This is a genomic window from Desulfosporosinus orientis DSM 765, assembly GCF_000235605.1.
Lineage (GTDB): Bacteria > Bacillota > Desulfitobacteriia > Desulfitobacteriales > Desulfitobacteriaceae > Desulfosporosinus > Desulfosporosinus orientis.
In genome coordinates this window covers 4,305,464-4,325,327 of sequence record NC_016584.1, presented here as the reverse complement: position 1 = coordinate 4,325,327, position 19,864 = coordinate 4,305,464, and the positions used below count along the sequence as shown (strand labels likewise).

The following is a 19,864-nucleotide window of genomic DNA, read 5'->3' as shown; positions in this document are numbered from 1 at the left end:
AAAATTAGTTTATAATTAACGGCAGAGATCAACTATCTATTTAAGCTTTAAGGGGGACTTATGTCAAAGTATAGCGATAAATACCTTGGGAGAAGGAGCATCCAATTTCTTTTTGTTATCATAGTGGTCTTAATGGGGATTCAATTTTTTGATTTTGTCCAGAGCGTCTCTGAATCCAACCTAACCCTCAGTACAAGACCGGCAGGAGTGGAAGCCTTTCTGCCTATCAGTGCTTTAGTTGCTTTAAAAGCATGGCTGACCACCGGAGTTTTTGACCGGATTCATCCGGCAGGGCTTGTGATTTTTTTGGCTGCAATGAGCGTTTCTTTTTTATGGAAGAGAGCGTTTTGTTCCTGGATTTGTCCGCTTGGTACATTATCGGAGGGTTTAGCTTTGCTGGGGCAAAAGATATTCAAAAGAAATTTCGTACCCCCGCGCTGGCTTGATTATGGTTTGCGCTCTCTAAAGTATTTAATTCTGGGTTTCTTTATTTTTTTCATTGTCGTCATTATGGATGGGGGATCGGCCTATGCCTTTTTGCAGACTCCCTACAACATGGTTGCGGATGTTAAGATGCTGGAATTCTTTATTAATATGACCTGGATAGGATTCACTGTTGTCACAGGTTTGATCCTTCTATCCGTTCTCATTGAGAATTTTTGGTGCCGGTATCTATGCCCTTATGGAGCGTTATTGGGTTTATTCGGAATAATAAGTCCCTGGAAGATACGAAGGGAATCTCATACGTGTATCTCTTGTGCACGCTGTTCCAGCGCTTGCCCAAATCATATTAACGTGGATAAAATGCAGAAGGTTTGGTCACCGGAATGTACCGGGTGTTTGAATTGTGTCAAGGAGTGTCCGGTGAGCAACACTTTGAAGTTTGGTCTTCTCAATCCCTCTTTCTCATTGACTCCAAAGAAATTAGCCCTGTGTGTGATTGGTTTATGGTTCGGAATCATTGGAATCGCCAAGCTGACAGGACATTGGGAGACAAGTATCTCACCGGAGATGTACAGGATGCTTATTCCAATGATGGATCAATTTAGTCACTTTTAAGCAAGTTTGTATGTGTTGGAATAGTTATTCGCTTAACCGGTAGGGCTTCTTATAAAGATCCTTCTTTTTAAGCCCATTTTTGCGAGCCGTGGTAATCCAGCCCCTACCACCCATGAAATAGTAGACGCGTTTGAAAAATGGAAAATCTGCGCCAATATTAATAGAATCCATGATGGTTGAACTCTCATCTTGAATATCCGCTGCTATAGCGGAAAAAGCAGACTTGAGATTTTGCAGGGTTTTTTTCATAAACGGGGCATCTTTGGCGGCAATCATCATGGCACCTCCACCGATGAGAACTCCAAAACGGAACTCTGCGTTGATATGTGGGCAAAAGCTCTTAATAACTCTGACTGCCTCCAGGTTTATTTCAGGTTCGGGAAACCCGCAATTAACAATAGCATATACTTTTACATTCTTTTTAACGGTCCCTCTGGCAGTGTAATAATTATGATAATCAACTAAAAATCGTGTTAACATGCCTGGCATACAAAAATAGTAAAGAGGAAATGAAATAATGATTATGTTGGCATTGGCTAGAGTTTCAAAATCCGCTGTAAGGTTTTGGGTTAAGAAGCTTTTTCTGACGTCTATAAATGTTTTGCTATATAGATCGGCATTGATTTGGCCTCCCGCCATTTCTAAGAATTCCTTAGATACGGATTTTTCTTTAATTTTAGGACTGGCGCTGACTAAAACGACATTCATCACAGCAGTCCACCTACCCTTCTAAGTTCCATAGTATTTAAGGACTGAATGATGGTTTGGCTCGGTTCCGGATAGATCAGTACATCGATATTCCTGCGGTGTTTTTTAGTGACATCGATAAAAAGCTGCTGATCCTGATCTGAAAGTCCATCTCCGTAACCGATAATAATCTGGCAGGGATAGGTTTTGTACCGGGGTGGATGCATTGTGGAGCCATCAGGTCTGGTTTCAAAAAATGGCAGCATATTTGGTAAGCCCCGGTCAATAACATTTTTGATGTTGGGGCTGAACTGGCCAAAGACGATGGGACTGAGGTAAATAACGATGTCGCTGTTCATAACCCTTTGGTTGATTTGGGTCATCTGGTCGTTGATGACACATTCCCCCGGTTTTTTAATCCAGCAGCCGAAACAGCCCATACAAAAGGTCAGGTTCTCCGCCTTTAGTTCTATCAGTTCAGTCTGAAATTCATTTTCTTTTAAAAACTTGTCTGTCAAATCATATAGGCCTTGATAGGTGGTGGTCAGATACTCTTGATCTGAAATCAATAAGGCTTTCATTTAATTCACTCCTTAGCGGATTATGTTTACAGTGTCAACATAATAATAGCATTAAATGTTTGCGGTGTAAACATTTAATTATCTTGTGGTATAATATAGGTATGTTTGTTGAGAGGAAGTAAGTCCAGTGTCAAATGAAAATTACCATCATGAAAATTTAAAGGCCGAGTTGATTAAAAAAGGGTTAAAGCTTCTTGATGAAGAAGGGTATGAAAACTTTTCCTTGCGCAAGGTGGCGAAAGCTTGTGGTGTAAGTCACACCGCACCCTATAGGCATTTTGACAGCAAAGAGGATCTGATCATGGCCATTGCACTTGAAGCCCACCATAAATTCAACCAATGCTTAGAGGAAGCCGTTGAAAAACATCCCAACGACAATAAAAGCCAGCTTAAGGAAATGGGTTATGCCTATATAAAATTCTTTGTGGAAAATCCGGAATATTTGCGGCTGTTTTTCCTAAGTGACTTTGCTAATAATATAAAAAAGATGAATCATGAACCCTTAATAGACAGCGAGCAGCCTTTCAACACTTTTTATAAAGCAATTGAACGCTGTCAAGCAGACATTCAAAACGGGGAGAGGAAGAGCGTTGACACCAATGCCTTGGCACTGTCCAGCTGGGGGTTGGTGCACGGCATGGCAATTTTAATCGCCAAGAAGAACTTTTCTTATGAGGGTGATTATCTGGAACTTGTCAGAAAGGTACTTTGGGGCGGAACGTTTCTCAATTTGTAGAACGATAGTTATTATGGATTAACCTTGAACACAGTCAGGAAATCGTCTGCAGAGGTTAAGGGGAATGATCAAAATTTTTTGAAGAAAACTTGCTATTGAGGATTAAGAGCTGTATATTAAAACCAGATTGATGCGTGCATATACACCTTTTTAATACTCTAAACGTGACGCGTTATAAAACTGGGATGCTTAAGGGAAAGTGTATGCTTGCTGTAATAAAAATCAGAAGGAGATAGGGTTATGAGTCTGAAAATAATTGCCTGTGAGGTTATGAAAGAAGAACTCCTTAGTGCTGCCGCAGGTGCTGATATTGAATTTGAGTTTCTTCCCCAAGGCCGGCATAATTATCCGGAGAAATTAGGGCAGGAATTGCAAACCATTTTAGATGGACTGACCGGCTATTCCCAAGTGGTTTTGGCGTTCGGGTTATGCGGCAACGCAACCAAAAATTTGCGGGCGGGTGATTTTAAGCTGACCATACCCAGGGTCCACGACTGCATACCTCTGCTGCTGGGATCGCGAGAGAGCTATAAAAAAGTTCACAAGGAAGAAGTAGGCACCTTGTATATGTCCTGCGGCTGGACCAATAGCGACGGATCTGTTATTGCCGAATACAATCGTTCTGTTGAAAAGTATGGGGCTAAAAAAACTGCTCGAATTTATGAAATGATGTACAGCGGTTATAAACGAGTGCTATTTATTCAGACAGGTGTTCCCACTGAAGAAAAACACCTGCAGGTGTCTAGAGGGATAGGAGAATTACTGAAATTGGATCATCAAATCACCCAAGGGAGTTTGATCTATATTGACCGACTAGTCAATGGACCATGGCCTGACCAGGATTTTATCAATATTCCGCCTCATGGAGTCATCAATGAATCCGATTTCCTGGTCCCAATTTAAGTGGACCAGGATACCATTAGAAGACTTTCTCAACAAACTGTTCTAATTGTTGTAAGTTTGAACAATGATAGGCGGCGGTACAGTCTTTTATGTATTTCTCCATAACACAATCCCCACTATACCATAAATCTTCATTCATAGGATTAAGCCAATACAAAGCCCGGGCACTCTCTTTAACTTGAGCCAGAACTTCGCTGCCGTCAGTTTTGTTGCGGTTATTCTTGGCATCGCCCAAAATTAAGACGGTAGTTTTATGGTTGAGAAGAGTGTGGTTGGCGTCGTAAAATTGGTGTAATACATTTCCGTAATGGGAGTATCCGGTCAGGTTAAATCCTTTGAGAGTGTTCAGAGAGTTCAGAGCTTTATCCCATTCTTGTTCCTTAAAAAAATCTGTCACTTCCAGCAGTATGTCAACAAAGATGAAGGATCGGATATTGGCAAAGCGCTTTTGGATAGTGTAAATAAACATTAACATAAAGTAACTGAACCTTCTTACGGAATTAGACATATCACATAAGAGCCAAAGATCAGGTTTAGATGGTTTAGGCTCTATTTGAATCAGTTCCATTAGAATTCCGCCGGTCTGAATGGCTTTTTTGATGCTCTTATTTAAGTGAATTCTGCCTTTTTTCCCAGGTTTCCAGCGCCGGCCTTTTTTAACAGCCAGCTTTCTCCCCAGCTTTTCCACTTCCCGGGAGATCTGAGCTAGTTGGCTGCTGTCAGCTTCCGCAAATTTAATGGTGTTGGGGTTATTCTTTTTCATTAATTCTGTTAAATGTTCCCGGCTCATATTTTTAATGAGCTGGGCCTCAATTTCTTCTTTCAGTAATATAATCCATTCGCTGAGAGATTCTTGAGCGGCATCGTACTCCAGGGCAGTTATCTGTCCCTCTCTGAAAGAGTCCTCAACCATTTCCTGGACTTCCAGCCAACCGCTTCTCTGTTTAAAGTCATGGAGGGCTTCCTGACGATCTTCCATGAGAAGACTAAGATCTAAACTCATCCGTTTGACCATAGCATAAATTAAAGTAACATCTTTTTTAAGCACGGCGTCAATCATTAAATCCACAGGCAGACCCTGGCCGGAGGTTCCCAGACCCTCACCGGTTGTCTCCGAAACCTGTCTGGAAAGCTCTAAAAAACGATTGCCGGTTAGTTCTTCATCGGGTTCCAAGTAAAGTTCGACTAACCATTGGATATATTGACTGCCCCATTCAGTTTTAATCATCGTTGCGTTGACAGTATTATAGAAGCGATGCTTATCCAGCTCAGTTTTATCAATTCGGTTCAGGAGGCGGATACAGTCAGAAATCTCCTGAGTGCTGACACTAATTCCGGAAGCCCTTAACATTCTTGCTATATCAAGAATTAGATATTCCACTAAACCAATCCTTTTGCTGCATTTTATCAATAATTTTTTCACAATCGTCTTTGAACTTTAAAAGAATATTAAGGGTATTGATGATCAGATCAGCAGAAAGCTCTTCAATACCCATGTGATCCAGAATACTGACCCAATCAATAACTTCACTGATACTTGGGTGTTTCTTTAGTTTTTCAAGCCTTAAACTTCTGACAAAGGTTACGACTTGTTTTCCTAAGGTAACGTTAAGAGCGGGAAAATGAAGTCTCAGAATATCCAGTTCCCTTTGCTCATTGGGGTAATCCAAGTACAAATAGAGACATCGTCTCCGCAGGGCGTTACTTATATTCCGGGTATTGTTGCTGGTTAAGATAACGGAAGGTATGCTGGCAGCGGCAATAGTCCCGCTTTCAGGAATGGTTATTTGCCAATCCGACAGTATTTCCAGGAGAAAGCTTTCGAACTCTTCGTCACTTTTATCGATTTCATCGATTAAAAGAACGGAGGGTTTTTCGCTGTTAATGGCCCGCAATAAAGGCCTTTCTGAGAGGAATTCCCGGGCATAAATGCTTTTGCTGGTATGGGACCACGTCTTTTGATCTGAATTTTGGGTCTGTATGTAGAGCAATTGTTTATGATAATTCCATTCATAGAGGGCTTTACTTTCATCAATACCTTCATAACATTGCAGGCGGATGAGATTTCTGTCCAGATACTGGCTCCAGACTTTAGCCAGCTCTGTCTTGCCGGCTCCGGCGGGACCTTCAATCAGCAGGGGTTTGTTCAGCAGTAAAGAATACTGGAGTACCTGAGCCGTAGTATCATCCGCTATATAACCTTTTTGGCTTAGTCCTTGTTTTAATTGTTCTAATTCCATGAGTCGCCTTAGATCCCCTTTTAGTGAAGATTTACAATACTTTTAAATTATATCTTAGCACATGTTAGGGTTCAAAGCACTGGAATTTAGGCAAATAACCCCCAAGAGCTCCTTACGAGCTTCTCGGGGGTTATTTGTTAGAGTTGTTTACCGCCTTCTCCATGCAAGGGGTTCACTTCTGTGGACGAAGCTGCCCTGGCTTTTGGGTCTGGAGGTCTTTTGGTATTTTCTTTGAGATTATTTTTCGAATGAGTTGTTCGGAGTAGCAGTAAAGTTGCATTATCTGGGAAGTGTTGACTTAAGCATTAGTTAGTTCAGCTTCCAGCTTAACGTTGGTTTTAGAGCTTGCTTCGCTTTCAATTCTAGCGTTGCCCATAAACAGGCTGACGATGATACCAATAAAGACAATACCCATTGCTACCAGAAAAACGTAGTGCAGTGAGCTGGCTAAGGCTAATTTAAGGGGAGGCATCATGATTTGCTGAAGTGATTGAGGAATGCTGTTTAAAGCATCCGGACTCAGCAGAATATTGAACAATCCTTGAGGATCCGTATTTGCCTTAGCGAGCATACCTGCAAAAGGTCCTGCTTGCATACCAGGAATCTTTTCAACTGCCGGTATGAAATCACTTCTTAAATAACTGGCAGAGTAATGATTCATAACAACGCCGAGAATTGTCATACCTAGGGTGCTGCCGATACTGCGGAAGAATTGAGTTGCAGCGGTGACAACTCCTCTCTCAGCCGGAGGAAACACGCTTTGTACAGCAATTGTCAGGGTCGGCATGACTAAGCCCATGCCTAATCCTAAGACAATAATGTTCATGATCGCTGTGGATTGACTGGTGTTGACATTCATGGTGCTCATTAAATAAAAGCCAATGGCCATAATGGACATTCCCAGAGCGAACTGGGTGCGAAACTGAATTCTCGTGACAAGTTTGCCTCCCAAAATACTGGTTATCATCATAGCGGTCATCATAGGAATCATGGTATTGCCAGAGGATGTTGCGCTTACTCCTAAAACACCTTGGAGATATAAAGGTAAGAAGGTAATCGCTCCAAACATGCCAAAGCCCATGAGAAAACCGACAAGATTGACGGAAGTAAATACTCTGTTTTTAAATAAATGCAAACTTAAAATCGGATCCTTTGCTTTTTTCTCAATAAATATAAAGGAACCTAAGAAGACAACAGTGGTTAAAAAGAGGGTCAGAATTTGCCAGGAACTCCAGGGGTAGTCTTTGCCGCCAAGACTTAGGCCAAGTAACAGAGGCACAACACCTAGGATGAGGGTGATAACTCCTGCATAATCTATGGCAATGTTGTCTTTGGCTTTTACCTGCTTTTCACCGGAAAGTCCCACAAAGATAGTGGCTGCTGCCAGGATACCCACGGGGATGTTGATATAAAATACCCAGCGCCATGAAGAGTGGTCGACAATCCATCCTCCGATGGTGGGACCAACGATGGAAGAAAGACCAAAAAGAGCCCCCATGAGTCCTTGCCATTTACCTCTCTGAGCGGGCGGGAATATATCCCCGACAATGGTCATTGCCATTGGCATCATGACCCCACCGCCAATGCCTTGGAGACCACGAGATAAGATTAAGGCTGTCATGGAATGGGCTTGTCCCGATAAGGCTGACCCCAGCATGAATATGCCAATGCCCAAGACATACATAATCCGGCGGCCAAAAATATCGGCCAGCTTGCCGGCGATGGGTACCACTGTTGTTGAACTTAACATGTATGCTGTAGTTACCCAGACGAAAATATCTAAGCCTTGTAAATCAGAAACCACTCTGGGCATAGCGGTTCCTACGATTGTTTGGTCTAAACTCGCAAAGAACATCCCTAAGAGTAAGCCGACAATTAAAATTTTGCGTCTTTGATTTGTCTCCATTACTTTTTCCTGCTTTCTTTAAAATAATCTAAGGTTTTTGAAAACAGCCGGATGAATTCCTGGCTGTCCTGCTCTCCCAGAAAAGTTACTAAACCTTCTATAAAATGGAGCTGTTCAGCATAAAGCTGTTTGATAACTTTTTGACTTTTCTCCGTTGCCCGGACTAAGACGATACGGCGATCATTTGGATCTGCTGATCGTTCAATAAACCCGCCTTTTTCTAAGGAATTGATGGTGTGAGTTACACCACCGGGAGTAATATCCAGCTTTTCACTGATTTCAGTGACTCTCATACCTACTGAATTATCATCACAATCCTTGAGGAGCAAGTTTAGCAATATGAATTCGCTAGGCTTTATCCCCTGCTTTGAAAAAGGATGTTGCCCACTTGGCCGTTTAAATTGTGAGAAGATCCGCAGTAATTCTTGTGCTAAATCTTGAGAATTTTTAGCCATCTGTTTTATCACCTCAATATTTGACTTACTAAAGTATAAGACTTGTCCGTTAAAATTACACTAGTAGATTTCTGGAAAAATATCTTCGGGATTTTCGCTGAATATAAAATTGCTTAACTTAACGTTAAGTGATGTGAATATCAGGATTAAGAGCAGGAATTTATTCAAGAAGCTTTGGATATAGTGGAGAATTGGGAGAATAATGTGTGATATAATCTATTGAAGTCATGCTAGAGAATAAAACAGGCTGGGAGTTCTGGATCATGGATTTAAATGAACTGAGGAGAATTCCCCTTTTAAGAGCTTTAAGGGATGAACAGTTGGAAATTCTTCAAGGTAATGCTCAGATCAGAGACTATAAAAAAAATAAACGGATTTTTGAACCGGGCTGCAAGGATAATTTCATTATGATTGTGTTAGAAGGCAAAGTACGCATTTATCTCGCTTATCCGGATGGAAAGGAATTTACCATCGCCTTTTTAGAACCGGGTGATATTTATAGCAGTCATTCCAAAACCTTTGCCGAAGCGAGAGAAGCAGCCCAGATACTAGCCATCAGTGCCAAAGCGTTTCATCTTTTTATGCTCAATAACCCTACAATCCTTATCGGTATGGTTAAGGCTTTAGGAGACAGCTTAGGGAATACCCTTCGCATCATTGAAAATCTGGCCTTTCTTGATATCGATAAACGACTTGCCCGCTTTTTACTGGATGCTGCTAAAGAAAAAGGAGTTATAAAAGAAGAGGGCACATTTATTAATCTTGGTTTATCAGTGGAGGATATTGCTTTAGCCGTGGGGAGTTCCCGCCAGACCGCCTCCATGCTTTTGAATCGATGGGAACGGGATGGGGTTATCAAACGGAATCGCAAAACAGTGTTCTTGCTGGATGAGCCAAGGCTGCAGGAATTAGGAGAAAGGACAGAATAAATTAATATGTCGAAAAAATAAGAAAACCGTCAGATGTTTGATGGTTTTCTTATTTTTCTTGTCTTAAGATGGTTGTCAGAGAAGGAAAACTTTTTTGACAAGGAGATGTTGGCGATGTCAAGACAGATATTAGTAACTGATCTTTCCCTGGATACGGGAGTACAGGAACTGCTGGTGAAGGCAGAACAGGAAGGGATTGACACAGCTTTTCAAAGGGCGAGGGAGCAAGAACCCCATTGTAAGTTCGGCTTAACAGGAGTTTGCTGCCGCCGCTGTCTGCAGGGACCCTGTCGTATAACTTTCAATGGAAATAAAGGAGTAAAACGCGGTGTGTGCGGGGCCACAGCGGATCAGATTGTGGCTCGGAATCTTCTCTCCCTAATTGTAGAAGGAGCAACGCCCCACGTTGAACATGCCAGAGAGGTCTTGCACACTCTTTTAGAGACCGCCGAAGGAAAAGCTCCTTATGAAATTAAGGGTAAAGAAAAGCTTATCAGCATTGGCAAGAAACTGGGATTGACTGTCGATGGTGTGGAATTGGATAAACTGGCTCAAGAAGTAGCTTTAACTGCTTTGCAGGATTTTCAGCAGCAATCCGGTGTCTCCCATTGGCTCCGCCTTCGAGCTCAGGATCAAGCCATTGAAGCCTGGGAAAAACTCAATCTATTGCCTTCCAACGCACATTTGGAAATTGCCAACGCCATTAATAAAACAGCCATGGGCTGTGAAAGTGATCCGGTCAGTCTTCTCTTGGCTGTTATGAAAATGGGATTAGTAGAGGGATATGATGGACTGCATCTTTCCACAGATCTTCAGGATGTAATATTTGGTACTCCCCGCCTTGTTAAAACCCAATATCGGATGGGAGTTATCAAAGAGGATTATGTCAATATTGCTGTTCATGGGCATATTCCTATGGTCTCGGAAAAAGTTCTGGAATGGAGCAGAAAATTAAATAATCAGGCGATAGCTTTGGGAGCAAAAGGCATTAACATTGTAGGAGTTTGCTGCAGTGCCAATGAACTTTTAATGCGTCAGGGAGTATCCGTAGCGACAAACTATGCCAGTCAGGAACTGGCAATTATCACCGGTGCTTTAGAGGCAATGGTGGTAGACGCACAATGCATCATGCCCGGCCTGGCCCAAGTGGCGGAATGTTATCACACAGAACTTATCTCCACCTTGCCGAATATTAAGGTGGAAGGGGCCAGCTATGTGGATTGGACACCGGAAGAGGCGGACAAAATGGGTGAGGAGATCGTCCGCCGTGCTCTGGCCCATTACCCGGAGCGGGATCAGTCAAAAGTGCGGATTCCGGCGGATACTACTGAAGCCTACGCTGGTTTTTCCGTTGAGCAGATTGTTGAGCTTTTGGCTGCTTTAAATGAGGCAGACCCCTTACTCCCTTTAATTGAAGCCGTTGCCAAAGGGGACATCTTGGGTGTAGTGGCTATTGTAGGATGCACGAATCCTAAAGTGAAACAAGATTGGGCTAACACGGAAGTGGCTAAAGAACTTTTGCGGAATAATGTCTTAATCGTTGCCTCCGGATGCTCAGCTCATTCTTTAGGGAAAAACGGTTTGTTGTCACCCGATGGTTTGCAGTATTGCGGTGAAAAACTTGCCAACGTTTTAAGAGCTATTGGGAAAGCCAATGGTTTACCAGCCCTGCCTCCGGCCCTTCATATGGGGAGTTGTGTGGATAATTCCAGGATTGATGACTTGCTGGTTGCCCTGGGAAACAGAATGGGGGTGGCTGTAAGACAATTGCCTGTGGCAGGCTCCAGTCCTGAAAATCATAGCCCTAAAGCTTTATCCATTGGCACCTTCTTTATTGCTCAGGGAGTGGACGTCCACATCGGGGTCGATGCTCCTATTACAGGGTCACCTCTTGTTGAGCAAGCCCTGACTGCTGATAAAGGTGAGTTTCCTGTGACTACGGATGAACTTTTTGGGGGAAAACTAATTTACGAAGAAGACCCGATCCAGGCTGCTCAAACCATGGTTGCCCGGATTATCCAGAAACGTAAGGCTTTGGGACTTGTTTGCCCGGAAATTTAGAATTGAGATAAAAGGACGGGGTGAGGATATGAGGGAAAAAAGCATGAAGATTGCCATCTCCGGAAAAGGAGGTGTAGGTAAAACTACCTTGTCATCGCTGCTATGCTATCTGTACGCTCGGGATGGACAGAGAGTTCTTGCCGTAGATGCTGACCCGGATGCTAATTTGGGAACGGCTCTGGGCTTTCCTTCGGAATTATTGGCCCGTTTAACGCCTATTTCTGAAGAACGAAAACTCATCAAAGAACGCACGGGAGCTGAGCCGGGAACGATTGGGGCAATTTATAGCCTCAATCCCCGGGTGGATGACATCCCGGATATCTATGTTGCGGAATACCGGGGGATCAAGCTTTTGCGGATGGGCTCCATTACCCAAGGGGGTACGGGCTGTGCCTGCCCGGAAAATACACTTTTAAAAAGTCTTTTGGATCATATTGTTATGGAAAGAGATGAAATTGCCATTTTAGATATGGAGGCAGGGCTTGAGCACTTTGGGCGTGGGACTGCCAGGGGTGTGGACGCCTTTATTGTTGTCGTGGAACCCGGACGACGGAGTATTGAAACAGCTCAGGCAGTCCTAAAGCTTGCTAATGATTTGGGTGTCCAACATGTTTATGCAGTGGTGAACAAAGTGCATGAAGGGCAATTACCTGAGATTGAACAGGCGATTAACTTTCTTCCCATTTTAGGACATTTCCCCTATGATCCCCAGGTTGTAGAGGCGGATTTTCACGGCGAAAATTTATTTGACCTGAGCGAAGGTTTTGTTCGGGAAGCTGAAAAGATTAAAGGGAAAATTGATTCACTGCTTAGGATCTAATCAATCAAGGCCGTCAAAACTTGCATATACTAAAGGCTGGAGCAAAAAATGTTCCAGCCTTTTCAATAGGTTTAAAAAGGTAAGGCAAATTAAAACAAAAGGGAGCATCCGCTTCTACTTAGAAAGGTAGTTTTGGGATGCTCCCCTGAAGTGTTAGGCAGTTTTTTCCGCCATTTGATCAGCTGTTGGAACATTGAAGAACTTTCGCCGCATAATGTCTAAAGAAAAGATCTTCATTTCCAGAAATCTTGAAGCAGAGTTTACAAGCCAGTAGGCGCTAAGGGCTGCCGGGGCTTTCCAGAGAAAAACCACGCCAATGATTACGGGAACTATGAAGGCCGAGAGGTTTTTACTGTTCATAGTAAATCCGCTTAAACCTTGGGATAAACCCGCAAGCAAAGGTAAAACGTGGAGATTATCAATGGAGTGAACACCGGAAATCCAGGGTAAGACACTGCTGCCTACAGTTGAGCTTAGATTGAGCACAGAAAAGTATAATGAGAAGAAGATGGGTGCTTGAAGTAAAAGGGGAATGAACGTGGTGAGAGAATTAACACGATATTTAGAAGCCACCTTTATTATTTCAGAATTTGCTTTGTCTTTTTTATTCTTAAATTTTTTAGTGATAATGGACTTTGCTTCATTGAAGTTTGCGGTTAATAATTGAGAACGTTGTTGTCTAAGAGAGAAAGGAAAGAGGCATATCTTAATTCCAATGGTTAGTAAGGCAATAGCAAAAAACCAATCACCAGTAAAATTAATCAAAGAACTTAATATTAATGAAAAGGTTGAACTGAACATATGCATTTAAATTTTCCTCCTTAGTTTTTAATTAAGACTAAAGAGGAAAAAAAGGGTGAATCATCATCATTTTCCTGTTTGATCATTCGTCGGATGATCAGAAATTTTTTGAAGGGTACCAGAATAAGAGAGCTTAAAGTGACTTGACGCGCAGAAACTTTATTTCCCTTAAAGGGATGGTTGAAGCTGCTTCTTAATAAGATAATTGTAAACCCAGAAACCGCCAGTAACATAGTCAGGTTTAAAAATAAAAAAATCCAGCTGTCAAGCTGCACTTTGCTCACCTCCTCCAGATGCTCTAATTATATACCGTCAAATTTTGGTGGTCAACGGATGCATTATATTGGAAGGAATTCATGATCAGCAATGACTGAACAGGCACGATTGCGGCTGTCAGCTTTGGGGAATTTCTAAATAATTCCATACCATAACCGAAAGAGTATATAGAAACAGCTATACCAAAAAAAGAGAAGTATTTATTGACAGTGTAATATTTACTTAAGGTATGTAAACCAGAAAAGTTATCATAGCAGAAGCGAATAGGATACCGCGCAATATTATCCGCAAAGAAAAAGCTTCCATATCTCTTCTCCTGTTTCATATTTCATTGCCTAAATTGTGTTCATAGTGTATGAATCTACTAATTTAAGCAAGGGAAGGGAAACGTGAAAGGGCTCGCTCAGCCCATTTGGAATCATTCAGGATGGCTCTTCCAACACCAATGAGATCAGCCTTTTCTTCCAAGAGCAATCTTTCGGCAGAATATACGTCGGTTATTCCGCCGGTGAGAATCACAGGAATGGATACTACGTTTTTGATGGCTTCAGTGAGTGAGACAAAATAACCTTGTCCGGTGAGTCCAGGTATCATGTAACCGGAGAATCCGCCGGAAATATCAAGAAGATTTACGCCCGCTTTTTCAAAGGCTTGAGCGGCAATCTGACTATCCTCGATGGTGATTCCCCCGTCTTTAAAGTCCATGGCGCCTAAACGCAAGAGAATGGGGAAATCGTCACCAACAGCGGAACGGATCTCTTCTATGATTTGTAGGTGTATGCGAATTCGGTTATGAACATTTCCTCCGTATTCATCTGTCCGTTTATTGGTTAGAGGAGAGAAAAACTGGTTGAGCAGGTAACCGTGGGCGGCGTGGATTTCCACGCCGTCAAATCCTGCTTCCTTTGTACGTCTTGCCGCCTCTTGAAAGGATTTAATGATGGCGGCTATTTCTTTACGGGCTAGTTCCTCCGGCAAATTATTGCGGCGGGGATGAGGGACTGCTGAAGGAGCAACAGGGACGGAATGGGTGATTTCCGGTGCTGTATGGCTTCCGGCATGATTGATTTGCATTACGGTTTTAGAGCCATTGCTCTGGATAACTTGGGCCAGTTTTTTAAGGCCGTCGATGAGATTGTCGTCGGATACTGAAAGCTGCCGGTTGCTGGCCTTACCGTCAGCATGGACAAAACTATGTTCTATAATAATAAGGGAAAGATAGCCGCCTTGTGATTTTTCCTGATAGTAGTCCAAAAGAGCCGGGCTGACTTTCCCCTCCGGGTCTGCTTTGGCGGTAGCCATAGGCGGCATGATCAAGCGGTTTTTAAGGGTTAACGGGCCTGCTTGTAAAGGCTGCGGTAGTAAATGTGACATTATCTGAACCTCCTTATAGTTCATTATAACGCCATCACTGTAAAGTTATCCAGTTTTCAGAACTCGGCAACCTGAAAAGCCAGACGCTGGAAGGAAAAGCAAAGTGTTTCGGCGAAGATCTAGGGAGGGTCAGTTTTTGTATAATCCATTAAGAATAGTGCAAGGGGATTTATATTTTTATGGTTTGTGCCCGAGCGCTGCGAAAGGTATGGTAGACAATGAAAAGTAAAATACTTTTAGCTCTAATAATCATAGGTTCAATGTTCCTGGCGGGATGCGGGAAGACAGCTCCCGCGGACAACCTCCAACAGCAGGAGGAGCAGTCCTCTGGAGCTGCAGCTCAGGAGTCTGTCTCCGCTTCATCAGCCGAGACGGCTATTGATTACACTCAATATCTTAAAAAGACATGGGTTATGAAAAAGGAAGCAGATAACAGCGCCGGAAATGCGGTGTCTTTTACAATTTCCAACCTTGAAAAGGGCAAACTAAAGGCGGAATTTATTGTAGTCGGTCCCGCTCCCTCTCACCCTAACAATATAGCCGATTTTGAGGGGACAATCATCAACGGGACGGCTGAGTGCCAATTTAATGATTCGAGAGGTAATCAAGGAATCATCAAATTAAGCTTTAAGGCAAAGAATGAGATGGAAGCATCCATTAAGCTGACAGATCAAGGTGAGGATTCTATCGCCCGGCCTCCGGCAGGAACTTTTCAGTTTGTGCCCTATAATCTTAAAGATGTAGAAGGCTTCAGTCTTATTGAGGATCAATCCTTCCCGGTGGATTTGAATTCCTGGGGCAAGGTTAAATTTGTATCTGGTAAATTGACAGCAGGCAGCCATATTCCCGTGGTATTTTATTTAACGGACCAGGACGGGAATATCCTCTATAATTTTAAGGCGGCGCTCCCTTATATGGTCGATGTTAAAGCGGTTTCCTTTGACGACGTAAGCAACGACGGCTTAACCGATATCATCATTATTGTGGATGATGCCTATCCCGGACAAGGGAACAATCCCTTAGCCACCGTTTATTTTCAAAAGGCCGATGGAAGCTTTGAGAATGACTTAAAGCTGGATCAGGAGATCAATGCTTCAGGCAGCAATAAGGATATAAAAGCTGTCAGGAGTTACCTGGCTCAATACCATGCTTCCGGTCTTTAAACCGGAAGTGTCAATGGATTTGAAATTCAGCGCTCATCTGAGGGAGGAAGCGAACCTGTTTTCCTCCCGGCTTCGCTGGTGACGGCAATCTAAATTCGTCAGCGCTGACGAATTTAAACTCCCCCTGTGCGTCTGTTTTTTGCAAACTTTTTTAGGAAACATAGCAGCCAAGGCAAATCCTTTTGAATTTCCATTAGATCAATTGAAGATTTGATAACAAAGGAGCAAGTAATTTTTCACGAGTTCAAGGGGATCTGTTAGAAAACGCGAAGACGACCTAGCATTGCTGTTTTTTAGGATAGTAATGCTAAGTTGTCTTTTATTATTTCTGGAGACGAAGGGTTGAAGGATCTTTTGGAGACACATGTGTTTGTCGTTTTTTTGCCTTTATGCAGTGAATTTAGCGGTTAATTAAGTCATTAAGAGAATTTCTGTAATTTGGTGGGGTATATTACGATTTTATAAATTATCTATTAATTGAAGCCAATCAGCTTGTTATATATACTAATAGCTAGATATATACTTTTAGCTATAGCGAAGAGGGTGCAACAATGAGTGAAGTTAAAGAGCCAAGGAGAAGGGATTTGCCAGAAGAAAAGAAGATTAGAGGATGTGAGGTCAGGCTGGACCAAGTTAGTAAAGAATACACCCAGGGCGCGGAAAGGATAACGGCTCTGGATCAAATAAGTTTGGAAGTAAAAAGCGGCAAATTCCTAGCCATAATGGGGGCCAGCGGGTCGGGGAAATCTACGTTGCTGAATTTAGTGGCCGGATTGGATAAGCCCAGCCAAGGGGAGATTTTCCTCAACGGTCAGGCAATTTCCGGTTGGACGGATAATCAGCTGACCATATTTCGCCGGCAGGAATTAGGGTTTATCTTTCAGTTATTCAATCTGATCCCTACTTTAAGTGCCGAGGAGAATGCCGCTTTGCCTTTACTTATGGCCGGCCGGCCCCGCTCAGTCTGGCAGCCGCAGGTTGACCGCTGGCTGAAACGAGTGGGTCTGGAGAGCCGGAGAAAAAACTACCCGGCGGAATTGTCGGGAGGACAGATGCAGAGAATAGCTATCATACGGGCCCTCATTCATCGCCCCGCTCTTATTCTGGCCGACGAGCCTACAGGAAACCTGGATTCCAAGACGGGAGATGAGATGCTCTTCATATTGAAAGAAATTACGGAGGACTTGGGAGTAACCCTGATTATGGTTACCCATAATCCTATGGTCGCCGCTTACGGACATACGCTGGTTACCCTGAAAGACGGACGAATCCTTGATTCCACGGCGAGGTGAGAGAGTTGTTAAGTATAAAGTTAGCCCTGGCTTATTTTCAGCGCCGAAAACTGCGGGCGCTTTTAACGATGCTGAGTGTTACGGCAGCGATGGCGGCTTTAGTGGCTTTACAGGGGCTGAATCATAGTATCAGCGATGCCCGCCGGGAGGCTGCCGGTTTGCTGGGCGGGAAGGCTCACTTGGAGGTGAAAGCTCCTCAGGGTGGTATAAATGAGAGTTTACTGGCGAAAGTAGAAAAGACTCCCGGAATAGAATCAGCAGTTCCTTCGCTGCGGAATTCTGCCCAGGTTCGGAAATTGCCGGGATTTACCTTGATTATGGGTGTCGTATTCGGAGAAGATGAAGAAATCCGTTCCTATCAGCTGAAGCAAGGCCGCCTGCCTATTAAAGACCGGCAGGAAATCCTTGTTCCCAATGAATTGTTGCGGGAGATACAAGGGCAAGTGGGGGATAGCCTGCAGATCCAGACGATGCAGGGAATGCGGGATTTTACAGTGGTGGGAAGTCTGGCAGACAGTGGAGTGGCCCGGACCAATCAAGGCGCGGTAGTCTTCATGCCTTTGCTTATGGCGCAAAAGGCTTTCGGGCTGGAGGACAAGCTGTCCTGCATAAGTGTTGTCCTGCATAACCCAGCCGACACACCGGCGATGCAAAAAACCTTGGGGGAGAGTTTAGGGAACGGTGTAGAAGTAATCACTCCTCTGCAACAGAACGGAGAGCCGGATAAAATGCTGAGGTTTCTAATGAGCCTAGATAATGTCTATGGGCTGATAGGCTTATTCCTGGCTTTATACGTGGTGTATAACTCCATGAGGGTGGCGGTATCTGAACAAAACCGTCAGTTTGGAATTCTGCGCGCTTTAGGCTGGGGTCAGTGGGAAATCCGCAAATTAGTTGCAGTTCAGGCCATGATCATCGGGGTGGCCGGCAGTTTGCTGGGACTCGGTTTAGGGACATACCTGGCCGAAGGTTTGCTGAATACGGTGCGAGATAGTTTGAGCGAAGTGTTTAAGATTTCTATTTCGCACATTCGCTTTACGGCCGGTGATTATGCTGCCTTTGGGCTGATGGGTATGTTCACCTGTCTTATTTCCGCCTGGCTGCCTGCCCGGGGGGCTGCCGATATTTCTCCTGTTGAAGCTATGAGCAACCGCTCCTCTCAAACGGAACCCGGATACCTGGGTTGGCGGGCAGTGCTGGGGGGCGGCCTGTTTCTCGCCTCAGGGCTGATTCTGATTTACGGGAATAGTTTGGGCTTTTTATTCCAGGCAGCGATGCTGGGTATTATGCTGGGAGCCGCCGTCTTGATGCCGCCTTGCTTCATTTTCTTTTTGCAAAAGATTGAACCGTTAGCGGAAAAATTATTTGGCTTGACCGGTCGTTTAGGGTCGAGCTCTTTACGCTGCAGGCCCAGACGTTCAGTGGCAACGGGAATGCCAATCCTGCTTGGCTTGGCGGTGGCTTTCGGCTTTTTGGGAACTCTCACCAGCGTTAACGAGACATTCAGTCACTGGGTTAGTTCTGTAATTTCTCCCGACCTTGTGATTACTCAGGGATTGCAGACTTTTTCCAGCAATCAGGTGGGTTTACCCGAATCCTTATTGGAACGGGTTCGCCAAGTAGAAGGGGTAAAAGCTGCCGCCGGATTACGGACTACCGGAATTCAATGGCAAGGGAATCCCATCGACCTGCAAATGTACGATTTTTCGGTTGACCGCCATTTAATGGATCCTCTGGTGGTTGAGCCGAGTAAGGATGAAGCCTGGGAGGCCATGGCAAGGGAAAAGAATATCTGGATTTCCCAGTCCCTGGCTATAAAATATGGGGTGCACCGGGGAGAAAAACTGAAGATTCCTACTCCCAATGGAACCATTGAGTTCTCTGTTGTTGCTGTTGTTAAGGATTTCTCCAGCTATAACGGAAGTGTGTATATGAATCGTCAGGATTATATTCGCTATTGGAGGGATAGTTCTTTTGATTATATTTACTTAACCTTGGAGCCGGGTGTTTCACCGGCTTTCGTACAGGAGCTGCTGGAAGGAAGCTTAAAAAATGACTTTCGAACCCAGGTAGTCTTAGCTTCCGAATTCAGAGAAGGTATGATCAGTTTAAACAGCGATATCTGTAATATTTTTAACTTTATTATTATTATAATACTTTTGGTGGCAGCCGTTGGGACTACGAATTCCCTGCTGATTTCAGTCCTGGAGAAGAGGCGTGAAATCGGTGCCCTCCGTGTTGTGGGGTACACTCGCGGGCAGATCAGAGGCATGCTGATGATTGAAGTTGGGCTTTTGTTCTTTGCCGGAATAGTACTGGCTATCCCCACTGCAGCTGCTATTCAGATTGCGTGCACGGTTTTCGATAAAAACGTCAATGGGTGGGTCTTGGATATATACATCCCCTGGCTCAAGATGATCGGTGTCTCTGCCGCAATGTTTCTTGCTGTTGGACTGAGTGTTGTTTACCCGGCCTGGCTGGCCTCCAGGGTTGATTCTGCCCAGGTATTGCATTCGGAGTAAAATCAAAAAACCAATAACCTTTGACATTATGAATAAAGAAGGCTAAGGAGAGTAGTAAT

17 protein-coding genes are annotated in these 19,864 nt (G+C 43.8%); 9 read left to right on the top strand and 8 right to left on the bottom strand.

The annotated features are described in order from the left end of the window. The first annotated feature begins 60 nt into the window (after positions 1-60). Positions 61-1,059, top strand: coding sequence for a 4Fe-4S binding protein (locus DESOR_RS20145; protein ID WP_014186434.1), 999 nt, complete (start codon positions 61-63; stop codon positions 1,057-1,059). Between the two features lie 24 nt (positions 1,060-1,083). Here DESOR_RS20145 and DESOR_RS20140 read toward each other — a convergent pair whose 3' ends face one another. Both DESOR_RS20140 and DESOR_RS20135 read right to left on the bottom strand, forming a co-directional pair. Beyond that, positions 1,084-1,767, bottom strand: coding sequence for an NADPH-dependent FMN reductase family protein (locus DESOR_RS20140; RefSeq protein ID WP_014186433.1), 684 nt, complete (start codon positions 1,765-1,767; stop codon positions 1,084-1,086). Next, on the bottom strand, positions 1,767-2,327 hold the full coding sequence (locus DESOR_RS20135; RefSeq protein ID WP_014186432.1) for a flavodoxin family protein: 561 nt from the start codon (positions 2,325-2,327) through the stop codon (positions 1,767-1,769). Before DESOR_RS20135 ends, DESOR_RS20140 begins: the two co-directional genes overlap by 1 nt. A 127-nt stretch (positions 2,328-2,454) precedes the next feature. Between DESOR_RS20135 and DESOR_RS20130 the strand changes: the two genes are divergently transcribed. Together DESOR_RS20130 and DESOR_RS20125 are read left to right on the top strand one after the other, a co-directional pair. After that, the gene (locus DESOR_RS20130) at positions 2,455-3,063 is read left to right on the top strand and encodes a TetR/AcrR family transcriptional regulator (RefSeq protein ID WP_014186431.1); all 609 of its coding nucleotides are present in this window, start codon (positions 2,455-2,457) and stop codon (positions 3,061-3,063) included. Positions 3,064-3,303: 240 nt separating this feature from the next. Next, on the top strand, positions 3,304-3,966 hold the full coding sequence (locus DESOR_RS20125) for a DUF1638 domain-containing protein (protein ID WP_014186430.1): 663 nt from the start codon (positions 3,304-3,306) through the stop codon (positions 3,964-3,966). A 16-nt stretch (positions 3,967-3,982) separates the two neighbouring features. Here the strand turns inward: DESOR_RS20125 and DESOR_RS20120 are convergent, their stop codons facing one another. The 4 genes from DESOR_RS20120 to DESOR_RS20105 all read right to left on the bottom strand — a co-directional run bounded on the left by DESOR_RS20120 (position 3,983) and on the right by DESOR_RS20105 (position 8,567). Next, on the bottom strand, positions 3,983-5,347 hold the full coding sequence (locus tag DESOR_RS20120; protein WP_014186429.1) for a VWA domain-containing protein: 1,365 nt from the start codon (positions 5,345-5,347) through the stop codon (positions 3,983-3,985). Further along, on the bottom strand, positions 5,328-6,206 hold the full coding sequence (locus DESOR_RS20115) for an AAA family ATPase (RefSeq protein WP_014186428.1): 879 nt from the start codon (positions 6,204-6,206) through the stop codon (positions 5,328-5,330). The genes DESOR_RS20120 and DESOR_RS20115 overlap by 20 nt, the downstream gene beginning before the upstream one ends. Positions 6,207-6,504: 298 nt before the next feature. Next, positions 6,505-8,112 (bottom strand): MDR family MFS transporter, encoded by a 1,608-nt coding sequence (locus DESOR_RS20110; RefSeq protein WP_014186427.1) that lies wholly within the window; start codon positions 8,110-8,112, stop codon positions 6,505-6,507. After that, positions 8,112-8,567 (bottom strand): MarR family winged helix-turn-helix transcriptional regulator, encoded by a 456-nt coding sequence (locus tag DESOR_RS20105; RefSeq protein ID WP_014186426.1) that lies wholly within the window; start codon positions 8,565-8,567, stop codon positions 8,112-8,114. Before DESOR_RS20105 ends, DESOR_RS20110 begins: the two co-directional genes overlap by 1 nt. A 227-nt stretch (positions 8,568-8,794) precedes the next feature. On the opposite strand from DESOR_RS20105, the gene DESOR_RS20100 reads away from it, so the two are divergent. From DESOR_RS20100 to DESOR_RS20090, 3 genes are all read left to right on the top strand, one after another. After that, positions 8,795-9,496, top strand: coding sequence for a Crp/Fnr family transcriptional regulator (locus DESOR_RS20100; RefSeq protein WP_242832368.1), 702 nt, complete (start codon positions 8,795-8,797; stop codon positions 9,494-9,496). Between the two features lie 114 nt (positions 9,497-9,610). Continuing rightward, complete coding sequence (gene cooS, locus DESOR_RS20095) at positions 9,611-11,557, top strand: anaerobic carbon-monoxide dehydrogenase catalytic subunit (protein ID WP_014186424.1); 1,947 nt, start codon at positions 9,611-9,613, stop codon at positions 11,555-11,557. A gap of 28 nt (positions 11,558-11,585) precedes the next feature. Then, positions 11,586-12,377 carry an ATP-binding protein gene (locus DESOR_RS20090; RefSeq protein ID WP_042332561.1) on the top strand — a complete coding sequence of 264 codons (792 nt, stop codon included), beginning with the start codon at positions 11,586-11,588 and terminating at the stop codon, positions 12,375-12,377. A 153-nt stretch (positions 12,378-12,530) separates the two neighbouring features. On the opposite strand, the gene yidC is transcribed toward DESOR_RS20090, so the two are convergent. Together yidC and DESOR_RS20075 are read right to left on the bottom strand one after the other, a co-directional pair. After that, on the bottom strand, positions 12,531-13,184 hold the full coding sequence (gene yidC / locus DESOR_RS20085) for a membrane protein insertase YidC (protein WP_014186422.1): 654 nt from the start codon (positions 13,182-13,184) through the stop codon (positions 12,531-12,533). Between the two features lie 639 nt (positions 13,185-13,823). Further along, positions 13,824-14,828, bottom strand: a complete 1,005-nt coding sequence (locus DESOR_RS20075; RefSeq protein WP_014186419.1) for an NADH:flavin oxidoreductase — start codon at positions 14,826-14,828, stop codon at positions 13,824-13,826. A gap of 218 nt (positions 14,829-15,046) precedes the next feature. Here DESOR_RS20075 and DESOR_RS20070 point away from each other — a divergent pair, with 218 nt between their 5' ends. From DESOR_RS20070 to DESOR_RS20060, 3 genes are all read left to right on the top strand, one after another. Next, the gene (locus DESOR_RS20070) at positions 15,047-15,991 is read left to right on the top strand and encodes a hypothetical protein (protein ID WP_014186418.1); all 945 of its coding nucleotides are present in this window, start codon (positions 15,047-15,049) and stop codon (positions 15,989-15,991) included. A gap of 551 nt (positions 15,992-16,542) precedes the next feature. Then, positions 16,543-17,283, top strand: a complete 741-nt coding sequence (locus tag DESOR_RS20065; protein ID WP_014186417.1) for an ABC transporter ATP-binding protein — start codon at positions 16,543-16,545, stop codon at positions 17,281-17,283. Further along, the gene (locus DESOR_RS20060) at positions 17,280-19,805 is read left to right on the top strand and encodes an ABC transporter permease (protein WP_014186416.1); all 2,526 of its coding nucleotides are present in this window, start codon (positions 17,280-17,282) and stop codon (positions 19,803-19,805) included. The genes DESOR_RS20065 and DESOR_RS20060 overlap by 4 nt, the downstream gene beginning before the upstream one ends. The last annotated feature ends 59 nt before the right edge of the window (positions 19,806-19,864 follow it).